General features: G+C 42.6%; 18 protein-coding genes, 2 tRNA genes, 1 rRNA gene and 1 riboswitch. Of the genes, 15 read left to right on the forward strand and 6 right to left on the reverse strand.

Going from position 1 to position 17,576, the window contains the following annotated elements; genetic code table 11:
• The first annotated feature begins 66 nt into the window (after nucleotides 1-66).
• Nucleotides 67-1,254, forward strand: coding sequence for a macrolide family glycosyltransferase (locus BSI_RS05020; protein ID WP_003240617.1), 1,188 nt, complete (start codon nucleotides 67-69; stop codon nucleotides 1,252-1,254).
• Between the two features lie 37 nt (nucleotides 1,255-1,291).
• Here BSI_RS05020 and BSI_RS05015 read toward each other — a convergent pair whose 3' ends face one another.
• Together BSI_RS05015 and BSI_RS05010 are read right to left on the reverse strand one after the other, a co-directional pair.
• Complete coding sequence (locus tag BSI_RS05015; RefSeq protein ID WP_032732239.1) at nucleotides 1,292-2,002, reverse strand: DUF4352 domain-containing protein; 711 nt, start codon at nucleotides 2,000-2,002, stop codon at nucleotides 1,292-1,294.
• A 65-nt stretch (nucleotides 2,003-2,067) separates the two neighbouring features.
• Nucleotides 2,068-3,456, reverse strand: a complete 1,389-nt coding sequence (locus BSI_RS05010) for an alkaline phosphatase family protein (protein WP_003240619.1) — start codon at nucleotides 3,454-3,456, stop codon at nucleotides 2,068-2,070.
• A gap of 388 nt (nucleotides 3,457-3,844) precedes the next feature.
• Here BSI_RS05010 and BSI_RS05005 point away from each other — a divergent pair, with 388 nt between their 5' ends.
• Nucleotides 3,845-4,216, forward strand: a complete 372-nt coding sequence (locus BSI_RS05005; protein ID WP_003240620.1) for an iron chaperone — start codon at nucleotides 3,845-3,847, stop codon at nucleotides 4,214-4,216.
• 106 nt (nucleotides 4,217-4,322) lie between these two features.
• Here BSI_RS05005 and BSI_RS05000 read toward each other — a convergent pair whose 3' ends face one another.
• Together BSI_RS05000 and BSI_RS04995 are read right to left on the reverse strand one after the other, a co-directional pair.
• Nucleotides 4,323-4,808: a DUF4944 domain-containing protein gene (locus BSI_RS05000; RefSeq protein WP_003240622.1), complete on the reverse strand. Its 486-nt coding sequence runs from the start codon at nucleotides 4,806-4,808 to the stop codon at nucleotides 4,323-4,325.
• 9 nt (nucleotides 4,809-4,817) lie between these two features.
• Nucleotides 4,818-5,306, reverse strand: coding sequence for a GNAT family N-acetyltransferase (locus BSI_RS04995; RefSeq protein ID WP_003240623.1), 489 nt, complete (start codon nucleotides 5,304-5,306; stop codon nucleotides 4,818-4,820).
• Between the two features lie 75 nt (nucleotides 5,307-5,381).
• Between BSI_RS04995 and BSI_RS04990 the strand changes: the two genes are divergently transcribed.
• Together BSI_RS04990 and BSI_RS04985 are read left to right on the forward strand one after the other, a co-directional pair.
• Nucleotides 5,382-6,359: an HD domain-containing protein gene (locus BSI_RS04990; RefSeq protein ID WP_003240625.1), complete on the forward strand. Its 978-nt coding sequence runs from the start codon at nucleotides 5,382-5,384 to the stop codon at nucleotides 6,357-6,359.
• 186 nt (nucleotides 6,360-6,545) lie between these two features.
• Nucleotides 6,546-7,136, forward strand: coding sequence for a YdhK family protein (locus tag BSI_RS04985; RefSeq protein ID WP_087947098.1), 591 nt, complete (start codon nucleotides 6,546-6,548; stop codon nucleotides 7,134-7,136).
• Between the two features lie 13 nt (nucleotides 7,137-7,149).
• Here BSI_RS04985 and pbuE read toward each other — a convergent pair whose 3' ends face one another.
• Complete coding sequence (gene pbuE / locus BSI_RS04980; RefSeq protein WP_003240630.1) at nucleotides 7,150-8,316, reverse strand: purine transporter PbuE; 1,167 nt, start codon at nucleotides 8,314-8,316, stop codon at nucleotides 7,150-7,152.
• A 54-nt stretch (nucleotides 8,317-8,370) separates the two neighbouring features.
• Nucleotides 8,371-8,470: riboswitch (purine riboswitch) on the reverse strand.
• A 176-nt stretch (nucleotides 8,471-8,646) separates the two neighbouring features.
• On the opposite strand from pbuE, the gene BSI_RS04975 reads away from it, so the two are divergent.
• The 8 genes from BSI_RS04975 (at nucleotide 8,647) to gmuG (ending at nucleotide 15,882) form a co-directional block, all read left to right on the forward strand.
• Entirely contained in the window at nucleotides 8,647-8,958 is a 312-nt protein-coding gene (locus tag BSI_RS04975) for a PTS sugar transporter subunit IIB (protein WP_003240632.1), read from the forward strand.
• Nucleotides 8,958-9,290 carry a PTS sugar transporter subunit IIA gene (locus BSI_RS04970; protein WP_003240634.1) on the forward strand — a complete coding sequence of 111 codons (333 nt, stop codon included), beginning with the start codon at nucleotides 8,958-8,960 and terminating at the stop codon, nucleotides 9,288-9,290. Before BSI_RS04975 ends, BSI_RS04970 begins: the two co-directional genes overlap by 1 nt.
• Before the next feature lie 18 nt (nucleotides 9,291-9,308).
• Nucleotides 9,309-10,634, forward strand: coding sequence for a PTS cellobiose transporter subunit IIC (gene celB, locus BSI_RS04965; RefSeq protein WP_003240636.1), 1,326 nt, complete (start codon nucleotides 9,309-9,311; stop codon nucleotides 10,632-10,634).
• A gap of 18 nt (nucleotides 10,635-10,652) precedes the next feature.
• Complete coding sequence (gene gmuD / locus BSI_RS04960; RefSeq protein ID WP_003240637.1) at nucleotides 10,653-12,050, forward strand: 6-phospho-beta-glucosidase GmuD; 1,398 nt, start codon at nucleotides 10,653-10,655, stop codon at nucleotides 12,048-12,050.
• Between the two features lie 139 nt (nucleotides 12,051-12,189).
• Nucleotides 12,190-12,903 carry a transcriptional regulator GmuR gene (gene gmuR / locus BSI_RS04955; protein ID WP_003240639.1) on the forward strand — a complete coding sequence of 238 codons (714 nt, stop codon included), beginning with the start codon at nucleotides 12,190-12,192 and terminating at the stop codon, nucleotides 12,901-12,903.
• A gap of 28 nt (nucleotides 12,904-12,931) precedes the next feature.
• On the forward strand, nucleotides 12,932-13,831 hold the full coding sequence (locus BSI_RS04950; protein ID WP_003240642.1) for an ROK family protein: 900 nt from the start codon (nucleotides 12,932-12,934) through the stop codon (nucleotides 13,829-13,831).
• Complete coding sequence (gene manA / locus BSI_RS04945) at nucleotides 13,828-14,775, forward strand: mannose-6-phosphate isomerase, class I (protein WP_003240644.1); 948 nt, start codon at nucleotides 13,828-13,830, stop codon at nucleotides 14,773-14,775. The genes BSI_RS04950 and manA overlap by 4 nt, the downstream gene beginning before the upstream one ends.
• An 18-nt stretch (nucleotides 14,776-14,793) precedes the next feature.
• Complete coding sequence (gene gmuG, locus BSI_RS04940) at nucleotides 14,794-15,882, forward strand: mannan endo-1,4-beta-mannosidase (protein ID WP_003240646.1); 1,089 nt, start codon at nucleotides 14,794-14,796, stop codon at nucleotides 15,880-15,882.
• Nucleotides 15,883-15,947: 65 nt separating this feature from the next.
• On the opposite strand, the gene BSI_RS04935 is transcribed toward gmuG, so the two are convergent.
• Nucleotides 15,948-16,802 (reverse strand): manganese catalase family protein, encoded by an 855-nt coding sequence (locus BSI_RS04935; protein WP_003240648.1) that lies wholly within the window; start codon nucleotides 16,800-16,802, stop codon nucleotides 15,948-15,950.
• 335 nt (nucleotides 16,803-17,137) lie between these two features.
• Between BSI_RS04935 and BSI_RS04930 the strand changes: the two genes are divergently transcribed.
• From BSI_RS04930 to BSI_RS0121485, 3 genes are all read left to right on the forward strand, one after another.
• Nucleotides 17,138-17,214 (forward strand) — tRNA-Arg (locus BSI_RS04930).
• Between the two features lie 13 nt (nucleotides 17,215-17,227).
• Nucleotides 17,228-17,301 (forward strand) — tRNA-Gly (locus BSI_RS04925).
• A gap of 166 nt (nucleotides 17,302-17,467) precedes the next feature.
• Nucleotides 17,468-17,576: ribosomal RNA gene (locus BSI_RS0121485) — 16S ribosomal RNA — on the forward strand; the annotation flags it as partial.

The following is a 17,576-nucleotide window of genomic DNA, read 5'->3' on the forward strand; positions in this document are numbered from 1 at the left end:
TTACGATTAGTAGTGTAGTCTGATCAAACAAAGTTTCAGAATACGATATGAGAGGGAGTTGTCAAAATGAAGACAGTATTGATTTTAAATTTTCCTGCGGAAGGCCATGTGAATCCTACCTTAGGAATCACAAAAGCGTTTTCCGATAAGGGATATGATGTCCACTATATTTCCACTGAAAAATATAAAAAACGATTAGAAGCGGCGGGAGCAACTGTCCATCTTCACCAGGATCTGCTGCGAACAACACCTATTCATATCGGTTCGCCCAATGGCATTCTTGATTTCTTGAAAATCCATATCAAAACCTCGCTGGACATTTTACATATTGTGAAAGACTTATCTAAGAACATTCAATTTGATTTTGTGTATTATGATAAATTCGGTGCGGGTGAATTGGTGAGGGATTTCTTAGATATTCCAGGGGTCTCTTCATCAGCGTCTTTCCTGTTTGGCGAAGAGCATCTGAAAATCCTGCCGCTGCATCCGGAATCTGGAGCGCCGCTTGAATTGGATCAAGAGTGCGAAGATCTTTTAGAAAGAATGAAAGAAACGTACGGTGTTGCCCCGAAAAATCTGGTTCAATTCATGAACAATAAAGGGGAATTGAATGTAGTGTATACAAGCCGTTATTTTCAGCCTGAAAGCGATCGTTTTGGGGATGAATGTTTGTTTATCGGCCCCAGCTTTCCAAAGAGAGCGGAAAAAACAGATTTCCCGATTGAACAGTTAAAAGCTGAAAAGGTCATTTATATTTCAATGGGGACTGTTCTGGACAATACGGAGGAATTTTTCAACCTCTGTATTGATGCATTTTCTGGCTTTAACGGAAAAGTCGTTATCGCTGCCGGAGAAAAAGCGGATCTGACCAAATTAAAGCAGGCGCCGGAAAACTTTATCATCGCCCCGTATGTCCCTCAGCTGGAAGTGCTGGAGCAAGCTGATGTTTTCATTACACACGGGGGAATGAACAGCGTAAATGAAGGCATTCATTTCAATGTGCCTCTGGTTGTAATGCCGCATGACAAGGATCAGCCGATGGTGGCGCAGCGCCTTTCTGAACTCCATGCAGGCCATGTCATCTCTAAAGATGAAGTCGATACACAAAAATTAAAACAGGGCGTAGAAGCGGTTTTACATCATGATCAATATACGGAAGGCATTAAAAAAATCAATCAAAGCTTCCAAGAGTGTATGGACATGGATGAAGTGATGGAGCGGATTGATGAATTGATTCGCCAAAAAAACAGATAAAAAAAGAACTCCCGTACCAGGTACGGGAGTTCATCATTTAAAACTTGATTTTGATCTTTTGAGCATCACTGATTTTCTTATGATTTTGGTCAAAGACGTCACTTGTTGTGATTTCGATCCATTTGATCTCTTTTGCTTTCTTCTTATCATCAGCATCTTCGTCATGAGCATGGCCGCTTGATGCGTTCACAATAAAGCCGAGATTTCCGGACTTTTCGGCTCCGCCTTCCAATTCGCCATTTAACTCTTCAAGATAAATATCTTTGTTCCAATCAAAAGTTTCCCCTGTATTTGTTTTCATCAAGGCAATCGGCGCAACATTTACTTTCTTTGAAGATGTGTTCTTGATGTCAACAAAGACCTTAACGAAATCAAACTCTTCATCGTGTGTTAACACATGAAAGTAATCAATCATGCTGTAGTCCGGGCGCAAATGGATCAGCTTCATTTCTTTTACTGTTAACTCCACGTCGCCAATCTTATATGTTTGATTCACTTGCTTGATATCCTTTAAAACAGCTTTTCCCTTATCATCAGAAAACGTTTGGCCCACCTTCAGCAATGACCGGTCATCGGTTACTTGGGAATTAGGCTGATACTCATCTATGCTGTCTTTTTGAGATGATGTGCTTTGCGGTGTGGCTTTTACCGCTTGCTCCCCGCCCGCACTTTGTTTTTCTGTATTGGCGTTCGATGAGCAGCCCGCGAGCACGATGATAAAAACGAAGATCGAAAGAATTCCTCTCATGATGATTCCTCCATTAATAAGAGAGCCCGTTACTTCATACAAGCAACGGGACACCTTGTATTCTTTTACTTATCTTTAATCTTAATGTTGTATTGTAAAGAGTTGAAAACATTTTTGGCAATTTCAGTATTATCAATTTGGCCTGCAAAGTCCTCGCTAGACGGTCCGTACGCATAGACCGGAACATCTTCACCAGTATGTCCGCCTGTCGTCCAGCCGGTGTGGGAGCGTTTATTGAAAATTTCCTCGATCGCATTATCGATTTCAAGCACTTCTTTCGTTTTTGCGGCTTTTTCAACAGATTGAATTTCTGATTCAGTTAAAGCTAATTTCTTTTGATCAATATACGTTTTTAATGTTTTTTCAACATTTGCGCCGTCAGCGATTTTTTCTGCCATAAAGTCAGGTGTGCGCTTTGCGGCTTTAATGGGTTCACTGAACCAGTTGTAGATGCCGTCAGCACCAATGGAATATCCGCCGGTTGAGTGGTCAGCCGTTGCGACAACCAATGTATGCTTGTCTTTTTTGGCGAAATCAAGAGCCGCCTTATAAGCTTGTTCGAAGTCTTCCATTTCGCTCATGGCGCCGACGATATCATTGTCATGGCCCGCCCAGTCAATCTGGCTGCCTTCCACCATGAGGAAGAAACCGTCTTTATCCTTGCTTAATTTTTTAATCGCTGTGTTTGTCATGTCTTTTAATGAAGGAATATCCTTCGTGCGGTCAATCTTTTTAGGCAGGCCGCCGTCCGCGAATAGTCCGAGAACTTGGCTGTCTTTATTCTTCAGCATGTCCTTGCGGTTATCCACATAGCTGTAACCCGCTTTTTTGAATTCCTTGATCAAATTGCGGTCCTTGCGGTCAAAATTGCTTTTTCCTCCGCCTAGAAGGACATCAATTTTGTGCTTGCCGTTGACCATTTCATCAAAATAATCATCGGCAATCGAGTTCATATTTTTTCGGCTGTGATCGTGTGAACCGAAAGAAGCCGGAGTGGCATGTGTAATTTCTGAAGTGGCCACAAGTCCTGTTGATTTTCCTTTTTCTTTTGCCGCTTCAAGTACCGTTTTGGCCTCTGAACCGTCGTTATCCACCGCAATCGCATTGTTATATGTTTTGATCCCGGCAGACATAGCCGTTGCTGCAGATGCAGAATCTGTTACGTTTTGTTCTGGATCTTCAGGGTAAGTCGTTTGCTGGCCGACAAGGTATTGATCAAAAGCGGTAGGCTCTACAAACTTTGTCTTTTTATTATCTTTTAAATAACGATGAGCAGACGTATAGGACACACCCATACCATCACCAATCAGAACGATCACATTTTTAATTTCGTTTTGATTCCCCTTTTTCTTTTCCTGGGCGCTGGCTTCAGGCACACTGCCGCTGGCTAAGCTGCTGAACGCAATAGATGATAAAACCGCAATAGGCAGTAATTTCTTCGGGAATTTTTTCAACTGGATAACCTCCTAGAAATATATGAATCTCAATGACAAACCCATTATATTTTTAAAGTGTTAAGCTAGTATTAATCGATTTTAAAGATTGGATTTACAAGACGAATTGACTGCTGGCTATCCTTAAAGAAGCAGTTCTATTCTGAGAACTTTTAGAAGGAAAGAGCGATAGTGCTAAAGAATAAATTGGAGGAATAGCTTCTGTGGGGAGGCGGACTGATAACTGCTATAGTCACATAGAAACAACCCGCTTACTTCTTGAACAATCAGGATTCTTTTAAGTATTACATTTGGAAATAGGATTGTTTAAGTACGTGTCTGGTCGGTTCCGTTTGGAGTTTTAATGAACTTCTCTGAACGGTATCATTTTATTTGAGGAGGGAACAACATGGATGTTTTTTCTGAATATGTAGCGGGGATTGATGACCCGTTCCACCGAGAAAGAACGGAAGAAGTGTTGACTTGGATAAAAAATAAATATCCAAAATTACATACAGAAATAAAATGGAATCAACCAATGTTTACGGATCATGGTACATTTATTATTGGCTTTAGTGTATCTAAAAAGCATTTAGCTGTCGCCCCTGAAAGTGTGACGATAAGGCATGTACAGGATGATATTATAAAGGCCGGATATGACTATACCAAGCAGCTGATACGTATCCCTTGGAATGGCCCAGTTGATTACCCGCTACTTGAAAAAATGATTGAATTTAATATTCGAGACAAGGCTAACTGCTCCACTTTTTGGCGGAAATAAAAAAATAAAATAGCTTTAGGAATGAATGATATGTCATTGCAAAGAAGAAAGGCATAACCTATTAGTTATATGAAATATGTTATGCCTTTTAATTATATTGCTGCTTTTAGTCAAACAAGGTTTTTTCATTAAGCGTAAACTGACTTGCGGAATAATGATCACCTTGCTTCCACTTCACTTCAATCGTAATCTCATGGCCTTCAAGCTCATGTTCATCTAATCGCTCTAAAAAAGAAACGGACTTCTCTTTTGCGCTTCCATCGCAAAAAGTCCCGCCAGAGTAATCTCGTATGGGGATTTCTGTACCAGAGCTCAGCAGAACCTCATCATCCTTTTTTACAATCAGTGATTCCATATAGGTGCTGTCTGCTTTATCTGTATCTCCGATCCAATAAAGATTGCCGCTATATTCATTCGGTGCATCTTCATGTTTGGAAAACACTGCTTCCCAATTTCGATCTTTGCTTTCTCCCTGCCATTTAGGGTACTCCAATCGCACATGATGGATCAGCTGATAGGAAAAAAAGATCAAGCAGAAAGCGAATAATAGGGAAGAGGTGAAAATGAGAGGGTATTTATAATGACTGGACATAAAAAACTCCTATTCGTTTTCAGCGATTATCTTTGAGAAAAGGATTTCATCCCGTATCAAAATGCCGTTTTCAGCTTTCACAGGGATCTCTGGCTTGATTTGTCGCGCTTTTTCAACTGCGTTCGGAAACAATGCGGCGAATTGATAACCTCTTTTTTGATAAAACGCCATTGCATGTACATTATCATTCGTTGTGATAAGCTTGATTCGATGACAATGTGCATGTTTAGCTGTCTCTTCAACCTGCTGCAGTAAAGCAGTGCCAAACCCTTTCTTTTCAATGATACTATCTAATGAAATAATTTCACAATCTTTTCTATCTATCACGTATGTAATACAACCGATGATTTCGCCGCTCTCATCTACAGCGGCATAACCATCTAATTCATTACAACGAAAAATGCCGCTGGAAATCACCATCTTGGGTGTACCCCAATGCTTGGCAAAAAAATCGGCCATCATCTGTTTCGGTAATTCATTGTTTGGGATGATGATCATCGTAACACTCCTCTATTGAAAGATTGCATGTGTACTATCAATATACAATAAAAAAATAGATTTAGAGGTGAAGGCATGAAAATCAACGATGACATTTACGGACAGCACGATATAGACGGAGTGCTGGAAGAGCTTATCAAGAGCGCTCCTGTGCAAAGATTAAAAGGAATCTATCAAGGCGGAGCAAGTTTTTTAGTCAACCGAAAGTGGGATGTGACTCGGTATGAGCACTCCATCGGCGTGATGCTCCTCATCAAACAGCTGGGAGGAACAATAGAGGAACAGATAGCAGGCCTGCTCCACGATGTGTCACACACGGCTTTTTCCCATGTGGTTGATGTTGTGTTTGAAAATGAAGCGGAAGACTATCATGAAAACATCTTTCAACAAGTCATTGTTCACTCTGAAATTCCGGGAATTCTAAAAAAACACGGTTATGATGCCGAAGAACTTCTATCAGACGATACGATATGGACATTGCTCGAACAGCCCGCACCGGAGCTCTGTGCCGATCGGATAGACTATACGCTGCGCGACATGTACCGATATGGCCACATTAGTCTGCACGAAGCGCAAACCTTTTTGGATCATCTTATTGTGAGAAACGGTAGGATATTTCCGGACGGTATCGAAGCCGCCGAATGGTTTGTCGGGGTGTATTACAAGGAAGTGATTGATTTCTTTTTGCATCCCGTGAATGTATTTGGATATGAATATTTAGCACGAACGTTGAAGGCTGCGTTGCGGCACAATGTCATATCCGCAGAAGACTTGCTGAAAACGGATCAAGAGGTACTCAGCATCCTGCATGCCTCAAAAAATGAAGAAGTACTGAGCTTGCTTAAACCTATTCATCCCCGCGTTCAAGTAAAAGAAGATGACATCCAGTACGATTTCCATCAAAAGAAGAAAATGCGCCTCATCGATCCATCCATTTTTCATCATGACGAATGGGTCAAAGCCTCAGCTGTATCGGAAAACGTCAGAAAAATGGGAGAAGCCGCTTATCAAAAAGCGAAAAAAGGTGTGTATATAAAAGTGTTACATCACTAATTGCCGCGTAACAGCGGCTTTTTCCATGTTTGGCCATGCAAAGCAAGGGGAATAGGACAAACTGCGGGAACATTTTATGAGAATATCAGCGTATTTACATACCATTCGGGGGTATAGTATTATCGAGAGGGCATGTTTGCTTGCAGATATGCGGTTTTATGGTCTGCGGGAAAATTACAGTAAATAATGAAGCAAAGGAGAATGAACATGAAAGTCTCTAAAAAAGCACTGGGAATTCTGATGTTATCTCTTGTTTTTGTTTTATCAGCATGCGGCAATAACAATAGCACGAAAGAAAACACTCATGAAAATCATTCAAATTCCTCATCACATGAAGAAATGGAGCATTCCGGATCAACTGATGTTCCAGAGGGATTACAGGAATCTAAAAATCCGAAATATAAAGTAGGCAGCCAAGTGATCATCAATACATCTCATATGAAAGGCATGAAAGGCGCCGAAGCTACAGTGACAGGCGCCTATGATACAACGGCGTATGTTGTCTCTTACACTCCGACAAACGGAGGACAGCGCTTGGATCATCACAAATGGGTGATCCAAGAAGAGATAAAAGATGCGGGAGATAAAACATTAAACCCCGGAGATCAGGTGATCTTAGAGGCTTCTCATATGAAAGGCATGAAGGGAGCAACAGCCGAGATCGACTCCGCCGAAAAAACAACCGTATACATGGTTGACTATACATCGACAACTAGCGGTGAAAAAGTGAAAAACCACAAATGGGTCACAGAAGACGAGCTTTCAGCTAAATCATAAAAAAATCCTCCTTTTACAAGGAGGATTTTTTTGCTGTCTGAACAGGTCTTGTTAAAGAAATTAAGGCAAACAGGACAGCAATAATGACAATTGAACCGCCGCACCATGCCGTTGAGACAACAGTACCCGTCTGATCCAAAACAACACCGCCAATCGCTGAGCCAAGGGCAATCCCGACTTGGAGGGCAGACGTGTTAAAGCTTTGCTGAATGTCAGACGAATCTGGTGCAATTTCAATTAAATAGCTTTGCTGAGCGGGGGCGAGGCTCCAGCTCAGAAGTCCCCAAATCACCATGACAGGTAAAAAGAAAATCATAGACGATGTTGACAGCGGCAGTAAGAACATAATGATGGCAAAGGAACCGGTCACCAGCAAAATGCTCTTAAAGGAACCAAGCCGGTCAGAAAGCGCTCCTCCGAAAGGGCCTCCGCATACAGCAGATATCCCGAAAAGGAAATAACAAATGCTGACCCAGAAAGAGCTCAGGTGAAGAGTTTCTTCTAAAAACGGTGCAAAATAAGCGTATAGCGTGTAGTGCCCCGCTAATGTAAACATCGTGACGAGGTGTGAACTCGCGATTTTTAGATTGCCAATCGTCTTGAGCTGATCCCGGAAAGGAATCATTTTCTCCGTCGGTATCTTTTCAAAGAAGATTGAAATAATCAGCATGGAGACTAGCGCCAGAAGTCCGATGCCAAGGAACAAAATGCGCCATCCGAAGGAATCGCTGATTAAGATTCCGAGCGGCACGCCCAATGCGATAGCGGAACTGAATCCCATAAAAATAATTCCGATTGCGCGCGCTCTGTATTCAGGCGCTACAATTTTCGGGGCGATCGTTAAGGAGAGCACAACAATCAGCCCCGTACTCATCGCAGCCAATACCCTTGACACCATCAGCGTCGCAAAATTAGGGCTGAAATAGGCCACAAGATTGCTTAGAAAGAAAACAAATAAGGCAATTAAATATAAACGCTTTCGCTCAATCTTCGCAGTCAATGCCAAAAGCAGCGGCCCTGACACTGCATATCCCAGCGCAAACACACTGATCAGCTGCCCGGCTGAGACAATGGAAATGTCTAAATCATTTGCGATCTGAGGAAGAATTCCTCCCACAATTAACTCAACCAATCCGACTGCAATCGTAGAAGCTGCAAGCAGGAAAACTTTAAAATTCATAACAAACTCCTTTACATAAATGTTTTGATAAATAAAAAAATCCTGATTACAAAAAATGTCATAAACAATTTTTGTAATCAGGATTTTACGGTTCCTGGTAGACACCCTCAAACCATATTATTGAGGTTATACAAGTGATAATAGCTATTTAATTGATTCGTTTCCGTTGATGAGTGTAACACATTATGAATGAATCTTCCATAGAAAAATTTACAAAGCGATGAACTCTGAAAATATATGGTTATATTTATTTTCTAAAAGTATAGACATTTAAAAATAATTGACTATAATAACAATTGTAAGCGTTTTAATCACAAGGGGGGATAGCAGTTGAAAAAAATTTTACTTGCGTGCAGCTCTGGAATGTCAACCAGTCTACTGGTGACAAAAATGAAGGAATATGCACAATCCATCGGAGAAGAAGCAGAGATTTGGGCTGTCGGCCAGGATAAGGCGAAAGAAGACATGAAAAAGGCGGATGCTGTTTTGATCGGCCCGCAAATGAGCTTTCTGAAAAGCGAACTGCAAAAAGAGGCAGATCAATACAACATTCAGGTTGAAGTCATTGACATGATGGCCTACGGAATGGCAGATGGCAAAAAAGCATATGAGCAGGCATTGTCCTTAATGGAGAATCAATAATGGAACAGATGAAAATTACGAATTTAACTGACGAACAAATCAGTTTTCAGCTTATCCTGCACAGCGGCAATGCCCGCAGCGCCATCATACAATCACTGCGCACCTATAAGGAAGGGAACAAGGAGGAGGCTGATGCCCTCATTGCCAAGGCTGAGCATGATTTATCCGCAGCCCACGATATTCACTTTCAAATGATACAGAAAGAATCCGGCGGAGAAGCAGCCGCTTTCTCCTTACTGCTCATGCATGCGGAGGATCATTTGATGTCAACATTGACCATGAAAGAACTAGTGAAAGAGCTGCTTGATCTCTTTAAAACAAAGAATCTATAAATAATCGGGGTGGATAGGGTGTTCGAGAAAATCAGCCAATTCCTTGTTCCAATTGCAGGGAGGTTAAACAATAACCGCTATTTGCAAGTGCTGCGTGATGCATTTATGCTGGCTTTCCCGCTTACGATATTCGGGTCCATTTTTGTGGTGTTAACGAACCTGCCGTTCTTAAACAAAATCATGAATGCTTCAATGCTTACGGCGTTTCAGTCTCATTTCGGCATTGCGTCTACGGCGACAATGGGCATTATGTCTGTCTTTGTTGTCTTCGGGATAGGCTATTACCTGTCAAAAAGCTATCAGGTCGAAGCTGTATTTGGCGGCGCAATCGCTTTGGTTTCCTTTTTGCTCTTAACGCCATTTGTCGTTCAGCCGGAAACAGGAGATGCCATTACAGGCGTTATCCCGGTCGACCGTCTCGGTGCAAAAGGGATGTTTCTTGGCATGATTACGGCATTTCTTTCTGGTGAAATCTACAGAAGAATCGTTCAAAAAAACCTGACGATCAAAATGCCTGCAGGTGTTCCGCCTGCTGTAGCAAAATCATTCGCCGCACTTATTCCGGCATTTATTACATTGACCGTGTTTTTGCTGATTAATGTTTTGGTGACGCTGCTTTTTAAAACAAATATGCACGATGTCATTTATCATGCGATTCAGGCTCCGCTTGTCGGACTTGGAAGCGGTATCATTCCGACGCTGATTGCGGTGTTTTTTATTCAAATCCTCTGGTTTTTCGGTCTGCACGGACAGATCATTATCAATTCCGTGATGGACCCGATTTGGAATACACTGCAGGTAGAAAACCTTGCTGCTTACACAGCGGGAAAAGAAATCCCTCATATTATTTCAAAACCATTTATGGAGATTTATACAGTAGGGATGGGCGGAACCGGGATGACGCTAGCGATTGTGTTTACAATTCTCATATTCATGAAAAGCAGGCAGATGAAGCAAGTATCCAAGCTTGGCCTCGCTCCCGGTATTTTTAACGTAAACGAACCGATTATCTTTGGGCTTCCGATTGTCATGAATCCGATCATTATTGTGCCTTGGGTTTTGGCGCCGATGGTTGTTACGCTCGTCACCTATCTGGCCATGTCAGCGGGGCTCGTTCCGCCTCCGACTGGTGTTACGGTGCCATGGACAGTTCCATTATTTATTAATGGCATCATGGCGACGAACTCGATCATGGGGGGCGTGATGCAGCTTGTCAATCTGCTGATTGTCTTCGTGATATGGTTTCCGTTCCTGAAAGCAATGGATAAATTAAATCTGGCAAAAGAAAAAGAACAGGCTGTTCAGGAAACAGCTCAGCAAAATGATAACAGTATTAAAATGTGACATAAGGGGAGAGAGACCTTGACACAAACAGAACAATATCGTTTTCCGAAAGATTTTTGGTGGGGATCATCCGCTTCAGCAACACAAACGGAGGGTGCCGCCGATAGAGACGGGAAAGGGCAGAATATATGGGATTATTGGTTTGAAAAAGAGCCGCATCGTTTTTTTGATCATGTCGGACCCGCAGCCACATCTCAATTTTACGACAACTATAAAGAAGATATCAGGCTGATGAAGGAACTTGGCCACAACTCGTTCCGGATGTCGATTTCCTGGTCGCGTTTAATACCGGACGGAACAGGCGAGCTCAATGCCAAAGCCGCGGAGTTTTATCATAGCGTCATTGATGAGTTGATCGTTAACGGAATAGAGCCTTTTGTCAATTTGTTTCATTTTGATATGCCGATGGAGCTTCAAAAAATCGGCGGCTGGGTAAACAGAGAAACGGTTGACGCTTATGAAAACTATGCAAGAACGTGTTTCCGTTTGTTTGGCGGCCGGGTGAAAAAATGGTTCACGCATAATGAACCGATCGTGCCTGTAGAAGGCGGATACTTATATGATTTTCATTATCCAAACAAGGTGGATTTTAAAGAGGCCGTCCAGGTCGGTTTTCATACGATGCTGTCAAGTGCCCGTGCGATTCAGGCTTACAGGGAGATGAAGCAGGACGGAAAAATCGGCATCATCTTAAATTTGACGCCTTCATACCCGAGAAGCAGCCATCCGGCAGATGTGAAAGCAGGGGAAATAGCTGACGCGTTTTTTAACAGATCCTTTTTAGACCCATCTGTCAAAGGTGAATTTCCAAAAGAGCTGGTTGCCATTTTGAAGAATGAAGGCTTTGTGCCTGACTATAAGAAAGAAGATCTTGAGGTCATCAAACACAATACGGTTGACCTGTTGGGCGTGAATTATTACCAGCCGAGACGTGTAAAAGCAAAAGAACATCTTCCAAATCCCGACGCTCCTTTTTTGCCGGACAGGTATTTTGATCCTTACGTCATGCCGGGCCGCAAAATGAATCCGCATCGCGGCTGGGAGATCTATGAAAAAGGCGTTTATGATATTTTGATCAATTTAAAAGAAAACTACGGGAACATCGAGTGCTTTATTTCCGAAAACGGCATGGGAGTCGAAGGCGAAGAACGCTTCAGGGATGAACAAGGCATTATTCAAGATGATTACCGGATTGAATTTATCAAAGAGCACCTCAAATGGATTCACCGTGCCATACAGGAAGGCTCAAACGTAAAAGGGTATCATTTATGGACGTTTATGGACAACTGGTCTTGGACAAATGCCTATAAAAACCGCTATGGGTTTGTATCAGTCAATCTCGAAAAAGACGGAGAAAGGACCGTCAAAAAGAGCGGAAATTGGTTCAAAAAGGTTGCTGAGCAACACGGTTTCTAGATGTACAGGTCTTCCGGCAATCATCATGATGAATAGAGATCACGAACAGCCGCAACATTGATGAAATAGGGAAAAGAACTTATGATATCCGTAAAGAAGCTTATGTGATATCAAACTTTAACGCTGCCGGAGGATACCAATGAATAAATACGAAATCATTGCAAATGAAATGAGAAATAGAATCAAAAATAACGTCTATCCGATCGATCAGCCGATTCCCGATGAAGTTTCTCTTGCCAAAGAGTTCAACTCAAGCCGCATGACGATGAAAAGAGCTTTGGATAATTTAGTTGCAGAAGGGCTGCTGTTCAGAAAACGAGGCCACGGCACGTTTATTATTCAGTCAGCGATACAGGATGACCATGTCCATGTGGTGAGTAATGAAATCCTCGGATTGACCAACTTGCTGAAAGATAAGGAAATCAAAAGCAAGGTCATTCAGTTTGAAGTGCAATTTCCCACAGAGGAAGTGGCTGCCCATTTGTCTATTGATCAGAAAACACCCGTTTATTATGTCGTTCGGCTGCGGATTGTAGAGGGAGAACCATATGTATTGGAAAAAACTTATATGCCGACTCATTTAATACCGGGCATTAATGATGATGTCCTTCATGATTCGATCTACAACCACATCACAAACGAGCTGCAGCTCAAAATCGCCGGAACGCATCGGAAAATCAGGGCCTGCAAATCTGATCATATTGACCAGCAGCATCTGGGTTGCAAACAGGATGATCCAATTCTGGAAGTCGAACATGTAGGCTTCTTAGATAACGGCATGCCATTTGAATATTCCTTTTCACGTCATCGGCACGACAAATTTGTTGTCACCTCGGTAAACATTCGGCGCTGATCGCGGAGATAACAAGGAGGCCATCTGCATGCTTGGCGGTATTGAAGCAGGCGGCACAAAATTTGTTTGTGCCGTCGGTAAAGAAGATGGAACGATCATTGACCGAGTAGAGATTCCTACAACGATGCCGGATGAAACGATAGAGAAAGTGATTCAATATTTTCGCCAATTCTCATTACAGGCCATCGGCATCGGCTCCTTTGGTCCTGTAGATACCGATAAAACCAATAAAACATACGGAACCATTACGGCTACGCCGAAAGCGGGCTGGAGACATTATCCCTTTTTGCAAACCGTCAAAAATGAAATGAAAATCCCAGTCGGATTTAATACGGATGTCAATGCTGCGGCGCTGGGGGAATTCCTTTTCGGTGAAGCGAAGGACCTCGACAGCTGCCTGTATATGACGATTGGCACTGGCATTGGTGCAGGGGCAATTGTAGAGGGCCGGCTTCTTCAGGGGCTGTCACATCCAGAGATGGGCCATATTTATATCCGCCGGCACCCGGATGACGTATACCAAGGGAAGTGCCCATATCATAAGGACTGCTTTGAAGGCTTGGCTTCCGGTCCTGCCATAGAAGCGCGCTGGGGAAAAAAAGCTGCTGATTTAGCACATATCAATCAAGTTTGGGAACTGGAAGGGTACTATATTGCCCAAGCGCTGGCTCAGTATATTTTGATCCTTGCACCTAAAAAAATCATTCTTGGCGGCGGCGTCATGAATCAGAAACAAGTGTTTCCTTATATTTATCAATACGTACCGAAAATAATGAACAGCTACTTGAATTTTTCTGAATTATCAGAATCTATAAGTTCGTATATCGTTCCTCCCCGTTTAGGCAGGAATGCCGGAATCATCGGCACGCTTGTTTTAGCGGATCAGGCCTTACAAGCAGAAACAGCATCTGGGGAGGTACGGTCATGAAGCACCCTTTATTTTTGGAGCCTGTCTTTAAAGAAAGGATATGGGGTGGAACAGCGCTTCGTGATACCTTCGACTATGCGATACCTTCAGAAAAAACAGGTGAGTGCTGGGCTGTTTCTGCACATGCCAATGGCTCGTCGGCTGTTCAAAACGGCCCGCTGGCAGGAAAGACACTAGACCAAGTATGGCAGGATCATCCGGAGGTTTTCGGTTTTCCAGATGGAAAGGTGTTTCCGCTGCTGGTGAAGCTGCTTGACGCCAATATGGATCTCTCCGTGCAAGTACACCCTGATGATGATTATGCGATGCTGCACGAAAACGGTGATCTTGGGAAAACGGAGTGCTGGTATATTATTGATTGCAAAGAAGACGCAGAACTGATTTTGGGCCATCACGCAAGCACAAAGGAAGATTTTAAACGGCAAATGGAAAGCGGCGATTGGAATGGTCTGCTGAGGCGCATCAAAATTAAGCCCGGAGATTTCTTTTATGTACCAAGTGGTACGCTCCATGCTTTATGTGAGGGAACCCTTGTCCTTGAAATCCAGCAAAACTCTGATACAACGTATCGTGTATACGATTATGACCGCTGTAATGACCAGGGCCAAAAAAGAACTCTTCATATAGAAAAAGCCATGGAAGTCATAACGATACCGCATAACGATAAAGTGCATACACCGGAAGTGAAAGAAGTTGATAACGCGGTGATCACTGTTTATGTACAATCGGATTATTTCTCAGTGTACAAATGGAAGATTAGCGGCCGAGCTGATTTTCCTTCTCATCAAACCTATTTGCTGGGGAGTGTTCTGAACGGATCAGGACGAATCGTAAATAATGGTATTCAGTATGAGTGTAATGAAGGCTCACACTTTATTTTGCCTGCGCATTTTGGCGAGTTTTCAATAGAAGGAACATGTGAGTTGATGATATCTCATCCTTAATGAACGGGGGAATGACATTTGTTTAAGAAACATACGATCTCTTTGCTCATTTTCTTTTTACTAGCGTCTGCTGTTTTGGCAAAACCGATTGAAGCGCATACTGTGTCGCCTGTAAATCCAAATGCACAGCAGACAACAAAATCAGTGATGAATTGGCTGGCTCATCTGCCGAATCGAACAGAAAACAAAGTCCTTTCCGGAGCGTTTGGAGGGTACAGTCATGACACATTCTCTATGACTGAGGCTGAAAGAATCCGAAGCGCTGCCGGACAATCACCTGCTATTTACGGCTGTGATTATGCCAGAGGGTGGCTTGAAACGACAAATATTGAAGATTCAATAGATGTAAGCTGCAACAGCGATTTACTTTCGTATTGGAAAAGCGGAGGAATCCCGCAAATCAGTATGCATCTGGCAAATCCGGCTTTTCAGTCAGGACATTTTAAAACTCCGATTACTAATGAGCAGTATAAAAACATATTAGATTCTTCAACAGCAGAAGGGAAGCGGCTGAATGCCATGCTCAGCAAAATTGCTGACGGACTTCAAGAGCTGGAGAATCATGGCGTGCCTGTTCTGTTCAGGCCGCTGCATGAAATGAACGGTGAATGGTTTTGGTGGGGACTTACATCATATAATCAAAAGGATAATGAAAGAATCTCTCTATATAAACAGCTCTACAAGAAAATCTATCATTATATGACCGATACAAGAGGACTTGATCATTTGCTTTGGGTCTACTCTCCCGACGCCAACCGAGATTTTAAAACCGATTTTTACCCGGGTGCATCTTACGTGGATATTGTCGGATTAGATGCTTATTTTCAAGATGCATATTCTATTGACGGTTACGATCAGCTAACAGCGCTTAATAAACCATTTGCCTTTACAGAAGTCGGCCCGCAAACAGCAAACGGCAGCTTCGATTACAGCCTGTTGATCAATGCAATAAAACAAAAATATCCTAAAACGATTTACTTTCTGGCTTGGAATGATGTGTGGAGCCCAGCTGAAAATAAGGGTGCTTCAGCTTTATATAATGATCGCTGGACACTCAATAAGGGAGAGATATGGAACGGTGATTCTTTAACGCCTATCGTTGAATAAATACGATGCATTGTCACACTTTAAGAAGGTGCCCAAGAAGTTTCTTGAGCACCTTTATACTCTAATCAGGCATTCATATCGCCTAACCCAGGACTGTGTTCATTTGGTATTTCCGGAAGCATTGGTACAGGGAACCCTGCCGGAGGCTCTATTACTTGTAACTCTCCGCCATTTCTGCTCGGAGATGTCCCTTGATAGATTTCGCCGATTCTTGTCTCATCCAATCTGAAATTAAATTGTGCATTGTGATAGCCTAATTCGACATATTTTCTGCACTCAGGATATTTATTAATGTCGTAATTTGGCACAGGCAAGAGCTTAGCCCACTCAACGCCCAATGTCTCGAGCGCTTTGGCAAATGCATTCTGGTGAGCATTGTCGCGTACAATCAGAAAAGCAAGTGTCTCCCGAAACGTCTGATTAGAACTCATTTCATATATCCTTGTTTTTTGCAGCACTCCTGTTGACTCAAGAAGCAAGTTATCCAACAGGTCGGTGATTAAGTTTCCGTGGTTATACACCCATGACCCATTCCACGGATTGCCCCCTGCATCAACAGGAAGGGAACTTTGCGCCCCGATAATATAATGATGAGGATTAGCATGTTTAATCGCTTCATCAAGTGGTGCCTGATCTGCACCTTGACTGCCGACACCTGCACCGCCTGATTCATCTAATAAAGCATTAATTGTGTTTTGCACCAGTTCAACGTGGGCAATCTCCTCTAAAAAAATGCCACGGAGCAGATCGCGGTACTGTTTCTGTTTTCCTCTGAAATTAGAGCTTTGGAAAAAATACTGCATCATCGTACGCATTTCACCGTAATGTCCGCCTAATATTTCCTGCAGCACCTTAGCGGCTGCGGGGTCTGGTTTGTCCGGCTTAATGATATTTATCAGTTCTTCTTTGTAGTAATACATAACACGCCTCATTTCTTTTCTAGTGATTGATTTCTTATATCCTTTGTAAAGGGAGGTAAAATATACGCATATCTAAGCCCGTAAAAGAATTCAATAAAAAATATAGAAAAAGTGTTGACCACAGAAATTACACATGGTATATTATTAAACGTCGCTGATGAACAGCACACAACAACACGAAAAACAAAAAAGTTTTTCTAAGGTGTTTACAAGTTTTCGAAAATGTGTATAATAAGTAAGGTCGAATTAAAAAACTTCGAACTTCAAAAAAACATTTCAAAAAACTTCTTGACTTCAACATCAAATGATAGTATGATAGTTAAGTCGCTTGATAAGCGCCCGTAGCTCAATTGGATAGAGCGTTTGACTACGGATCAAAAGGTTAGGGGTTCGACTCCTCTCGGGCGCGCCAATAAAAATACCACGCGGGTGTAGTTTAGTGGTAAAACCTCAGCCTTCCAAGCTGATGTCGTGAGTTCGATTCTCATCACCCGCTCCATTATTTATTGAATGATCTTTGAAAACTAAACAAGACAAAACGTACCTGTTAATTCATTTTTAAATAAATCGCACAGCGATGTGCGTAGTCAGTCAAACTAGGGCCTGCACGATGCAGGTCACACAGGTGTCGCCGCAGAACGCGGTGAACTTAACCTGTGATCCATTTATCGGAGAGTTTGATCCTGGCTCAGGACGAACGCTGGCGGCGTGCCTAATACATGCAAGTCGAGCGGACAGATGGGAGCTTGCTCCCTGATGTTAGCGGCGGACGGG

It is taken from the genome of Bacillus inaquosorum KCTC 13429 (assembly GCF_000332645.1).
In the GTDB taxonomy this organism is placed as follows: Bacteria; Bacillota; Bacilli; order Bacillales; family Bacillaceae; genus Bacillus; species Bacillus inaquosorum.

Bases quoted from the DNA above. Each gene is read 5' to 3' on its own strand.
- BSI_RS05020 (WP_003240617.1), top strand. From the start codon at position 67: ATGAAGACAGTATTGATTTTAAATTTTCCTGCGGAAGGCCATGTGAAT.
- BSI_RS05015 (WP_032732239.1), bottom strand. From the start codon at position 2,002: ATGAGAGGAATTCTTTCGATCTTCGTTTTTATCATCGTGCTCGCGGGC.
- BSI_RS05005 (WP_003240620.1), top strand. From the start codon at position 3,845: ATGGATGTTTTTTCTGAATATGTAGCGGGGATTGATGACCCGTTCCAC.
- BSI_RS05000 (WP_003240622.1), bottom strand. From the start codon at position 4,808: ATGTCCAGTCATTATAAATACCCTCTCATTTTCACCTCTTCCCTATTA.
- BSI_RS04995 (WP_003240623.1), bottom strand. From the start codon at position 5,306: ATGATCATCATCCCAAACAATGAATTACCGAAACAGATGATGGCCGAT.
- BSI_RS04990 (WP_003240625.1), top strand. From the start codon at position 5,382: ATGAAAATCAACGATGACATTTACGGACAGCACGATATAGACGGAGTG.
- BSI_RS04985 (WP_087947098.1), top strand. From the start codon at position 6,546: ATGAAGCAAAGGAGAATGAACATGAAAGTCTCTAAAAAAGCACTGGGA.
- pbuE (WP_003240630.1), bottom strand. From the start codon at position 8,316: ATGAATTTTAAAGTTTTCCTGCTTGCAGCTTCTACGATTGCAGTCGGA.
- BSI_RS04970 (WP_003240634.1), top strand. From the start codon at position 8,958: ATGGAACAGATGAAAATTACGAATTTAACTGACGAACAAATCAGTTTT.
- gmuR (WP_003240639.1), top strand. From the start codon at position 12,190: ATGAATAAATACGAAATCATTGCAAATGAAATGAGAAATAGAATCAAA.
- BSI_RS04950 (WP_003240642.1), top strand. From the start codon at position 12,932: ATGCTTGGCGGTATTGAAGCAGGCGGCACAAAATTTGTTTGTGCCGTC.
- manA (WP_003240644.1), top strand. From the start codon at position 13,828: ATGAAGCACCCTTTATTTTTGGAGCCTGTCTTTAAAGAAAGGATATGG.
- BSI_RS04935 (WP_003240648.1), bottom strand. From the start codon at position 16,802: ATGTATTACTACAAAGAAGAACTGATAAATATCATTAAGCCGGACAAA.